Genomic DNA, 4,240 nt, shown 5'->3' with positions numbered 1-4,240 from the left:
CCATCGGCCGAGGCCGCGTAGAGCGCGCGGATTACCGATTCATCCAAGAGCGCATTCATCTTGGCGATGATGCGCGCCGGTCGGCCCTCGCGGGCGATCTGGCCTTCGTTGCGGATGGCGCGGATGATTTCCTTCTGCAGCGAGAACGGCGCCAGCCACAGGTGCGTGAGGTTGCGCGGCTTGGTCAGGCTGGTGAGGGTGCGATCAGCCAGGGCATGGAGTCGCCGATGGGCGAGCCATTGGCGACATTGCCGCCCAGCGTGCCGGCATGGCGCACCGGCAGCGAGGCGAAGCGCTGCCAGAGTTCCGACAGTTCTTCCGGGTAATGGCGCGCGGCTTCGGCATAGGCCTCTTCCAGCGACACGCCGGCACCGATTTCCAGCATCTCGCCGTGCACGCTGATGGTGCGCAATTCTTCGACGCGACCGATATAAATGATATCGCCCAGCTCGCGCATCTGTTTGGTCACCCACAGGCCCACATCGGTGGAGCCGGCCAGGATGCGCGCCTGGGGCAGGGCCGCGCGCAGTTGCGCCAGTTGTTGCAGCGTGCGCGGGGCGTGGAAGGTCTGGCCGGCATGGCTCACCACCAGCGGCGCGTCGTGATCGATCTCGCGCAGGGCTTGCTTGACGGCTTCGCGGTCGAACTCCACCTTGGGCAACTCGCCCATGCGCCGTGCCGCATCGATGATGGGACGATAGCCGGTGCAGCGGCACAGGTTGCCGGAGAGGGCGTCGTCGATCTCGCGCTTGCTGGGCGTGATGCCGTCCTTGTCATGCTTGAGGTACAGGCCCCACAGCGACATCACGAAGCCCGGCGTGCAAAAGCCGCACTGCGAGCCGTGGCATTCCACCATGGCCTGTTGCACCGGATGCAGGCAGCCATCGGCCTGCTTCAGGTCTTCCACGGTAAACAGCGCCCGGCCATCGAGGGTGGGCAGGAACTGGATGCAGGCATTGACCGTCTTCAATTCCAACTGGTCATGGCGCAACTCGCCCACCACCACGGTGCAGGCGCCGCAATCGCCTTCGGCACAGCCTTCCTTGGTGCCGGTGCAGTGAAGGTCTTCGCGCAGATGCTGCAGAACGGTGCGGGTCGTGGGTTGGCCTGCTACTTCGTGGGTCTGGCCGCGAAAATAGAACTGGATGGGGCGCTGGGTCTCTGGCATTTGGCTTTACTCAATTTGAATTGTCTACAAAACAGACTGCTTTATGGCGCGCTCCAGGGCGTATCGTGGGGCGTGCTTCTTATTGTTGGATCTGCTTTCAGGCGGCATGTCCGCTCGGGGCGGTGGCCGACCTGTGGTGTCTCCCGTGGCCAGAAGGCATTCAAGAAACGTGCCGGGGTCGTCAAAAGAGGAAACGGATTGTTCGCAGCACATTGTTGCCGACGATTGTCGGATTCCCTCTTGTCACGATCCCGAAGAGGTCGCCACGCGGTTGCGGGGCCACCTCTTCGATTTTTCAATTTACTTCATACCGTTGGATTGCCGCTCACTCGCCACCGAGGTAGATGAGCTTGAACAGGAAGATGGCAGCGATGATCCAGATTACCACTGAAACATCCTTCATACGACCGGTCAGCAGCTTCAACCCGGCATAGCTGATGAAGCCCAGCGCCAGGCCATTGGCAATGGAGTAGGTGAAGGGCATGACCAGCGCGGTGATGACGGCCGGCACGCACTCGGTGGTGTCATTCCAATCAATGTGCACCAGCTCGCGCAGCATCAGGCACGCCACGAAGAACAGCGCCGGCGCGGTCGCATAGGCCGGCACCACACCGGCCAGCGGGGCGATGAACAGGCACAGCAGGAACAGTATGGCGATGGCCACGGCGGTCAGGCCAGTGCGACCGCCGGCCTGCACGCCAGCGGCGCTTTCGATGTAGGCGGTGGTGGAGGAGGTGCCCAGCAGGGAGCCGGCGACGATGGCGGTGCTGTCGGCCATCAGGGCTTTGTTGAGGCGCTCCATCTTGCCGTCCTTCATCAGCCCGGCGCGGGTGGCCACGCCCATCAGGGTGCCGGTGGCGTCGAACAGTTCCACCAGGAAAAACACCAGTACCACGTTGATCAGCCCCATGGAAATGGCGCCCTTGATGTCCAGTTGCAGGAAGGTCGGCGCAATCGAGGGTGGCGCGGCGAAGATGCCGGAGAAATGATTGCCACCGAAGAGGAAGGACAGCACCGTCACCAGCAGGATGCCGATCAGCAGCGCACCGCGTACCTTGAGCCGGTCCAGCGCCACGATCACCAGGAAGCCGATGCTGGCCATCACTGGCGCCGGCTGGTGCAGGTCACCCAGGGTCACGAAGGTGGCCGGATTGGCGGCGACGATGCCGGCACTCTTCAAGGAAATGATCGCCAGGAACAGACCGATGCCGGCCGGAATGGCCGTGCGCAACGAATGCGGGATGCTCTTGATGATCACTTCGCGGATGCGCAGCACGCTCACCACCAGGAACAGGCAACCCGAGATCAGCACCGCTCCCAATGCGGCCTGCCAGGGAAAGCCCATGCCCTTGACCACGGCATAGGCGAAGTAGGCGTTCAAGCCCATGCCGGGCGCCAGACCGATGGGGTAGTTGGCGTACAGGCCCATGATCAGGGTACCCACCGCCGCCGCCACACAGGTGGCCACGAAGACGGCATCCTTGGGCATCCCGGCGTCGCCCAGGATAGAGGGGTTGACGAAGATGATGTAGGCCATCGTCAGGAAGGTGGTCAGGCCGGCCAGCAACTCGGTGCGGACGGTGGTGCCGTTCTCTTCCAGGTGGAAGAATTTGTTGAGGACATTCATTGTGGGCGGTCTCCGTGGGTTCTGTTTTTATCCGCCGGCGCGCTCGCCTGCGGTGCGCTCAGGCGGGAAACCGGCGTTGCTGTCGGCCTTGGTATGCGCTTTGTTGTGGCAGCGGTGCTAATGTCGTTGAATTTCATGATGAGCGATGTAAGGGCGGGAGAATAAGTATTATCAACCCAGGGTTATAACTGTCTATCTGGCGCCAAACCGGCCGTGGCAGTTGATTTTGTTGCTCTACATTGTCGGCCGGCTTGCGGACAATCTTGGTCAAGACCGAGATTTTGCCATCGTTAGGGCCTGTCCCGCTTTAATGCGCACAGGCCCCCGTGCCATTGTTTATGGATTAGCCCGCTTTTCAGACCTGATCAGGCTGTTGCTGAATGTACGGCCTGCGCCAGTTGCAGCGCGAGCGCATTGTGTCGCTCCAGTACCGCCCCCAGCTCGATGGTCGTGCATTGCCCCTCGCGCACGATCACCCGGCCATTGATGATGCTGTAGTCCACATTGGCCGGGGTGCAGAACACCAGGGCCGCCACCGGATCGTGCAGCGCCCCGGCAAAGGCGATCTGGCGCGTATCGAACAGCACCACGTCGGCCGACATGCCGGGCTTGAGCGCGCCGATGTCGTCGCGGTTCAAGACCCTGGCCCCGGCCAGGGTGGCGATTTCCAATGCCTGGCGCGCGGTCATGGCGTCCGGTCCGAATCCCACCCGTTGCAGCAGCATGGCCTGGCGTACTTCGCCCAGCATATGGGCACTGTCGTTGGAGGCGCTGCCATCCACACCGAGCCCGACCGCCACGCCGGCATCGAGCATCTTGCGGATGGGAGCGATGCCGGAGGCCAGGCGCATGTTGGAGCAGGGGCAGTGCGCCACACCCGTGCCGGTGCGGGCGAACAGGTCGATGCCGTGCTCATCCAGTTGCACGCAGTGGGCGTGCCAGACATCGTGGCCGACCCAGCCGCAGTCTTCGGCATATTCGGCCGGGGTCATGTTGAATTTTTCGCGGCTGTAGGCGATGTCGTTGAGGTTCTCGGCCAGGTGGGTGTGCAGCGAGACGCCATAGTGACGCGCCAGGTCGGCGGCTTCGCGCATCAGGTCGCGCGAGACCGAGAACGGCGAGCAGGGCGCGACCACGATGCGTTGCATGGCGTGGCGCTTGGGGTCGTGGTAGGTCTCGATGAGGCGGCGGCTGTCTCGGAGGATGGCTTCTTCGTCTTCGACCACGCGGTCGGGTGGCAGGCCGCCCTTGGACTGGCCGACGCTCATGGCGCCGCGCGCGCCGTGGAATCTCATGCCGATGCGCGCGGCGGCTTCCAGGCTGTCGTCCAGGCGGGTCTGGTTGGGGTAGATGTAGAGGTGGTCGCTGCTGGTGGTGCAGCCGGAGAGGATCAGCTCGGCCATGGCGGTCAGCGTGGAGACCTGGATCATCTCGGGTCAGGCCGC

Annotated in this window: 1 protein-coding gene and 3 pseudogenes; all 4 read right to left on the bottom strand. The window is 63.2% G+C overall.

Annotated features, from left to right (window positions below; translation table 11 throughout):
* A pseudogene (locus I5W_RS30615) lies at nt 1-197 on the bottom strand (hypothetical protein); the annotation flags it as partial.
* Nucleotides 198-199: 2 nt separating this feature from the next.
* A pseudogene (locus I5W_RS26610) lies at nt 200-1,168 on the bottom strand (xanthine dehydrogenase small subunit); the annotation flags it as partial.
* 325 nt (nt 1,169-1,493) lie between these two features.
* Nucleotides 1,494-2,795 (bottom strand): NCS2 family permease, encoded by a 1,302-nt coding sequence (locus I5W_RS26605; RefSeq protein WP_017452927.1) that lies wholly within the window; start codon nt 2,793-2,795, stop codon nt 1,494-1,496.
* 365 nt (nt 2,796-3,160) lie between these two features.
* Nucleotides 3,161-4,231 (bottom strand): annotated as a pseudogene (locus tag I5W_RS26600) (8-oxoguanine deaminase); the annotation flags it as partial.
* Nucleotides 4,232-4,240: the final 9 nt, after the last annotated feature.

The sequence above is a fragment of the Herbaspirillum sp. B65 genome (genome assembly GCF_000333555.1).
GTDB lineage: Bacteria > Pseudomonadota > Gammaproteobacteria > Burkholderiales > Burkholderiaceae_D > Herbaspirillum > Herbaspirillum rubrisubalbicans.
The sequence above is the reverse complement of the archived record's forward strand: the minus strand, read 5'-3'. Positions and strand labels throughout refer to the sequence as shown.

Excerpts from the sequence above, each read along its gene's own strand:
- I5W_RS26605 (WP_017452927.1), bottom strand. The coding sequence starts at position 2,795 with ATGAATGTCCTCAACAAATTCTTCCACCTGGAAGAGAACGGCACCACC.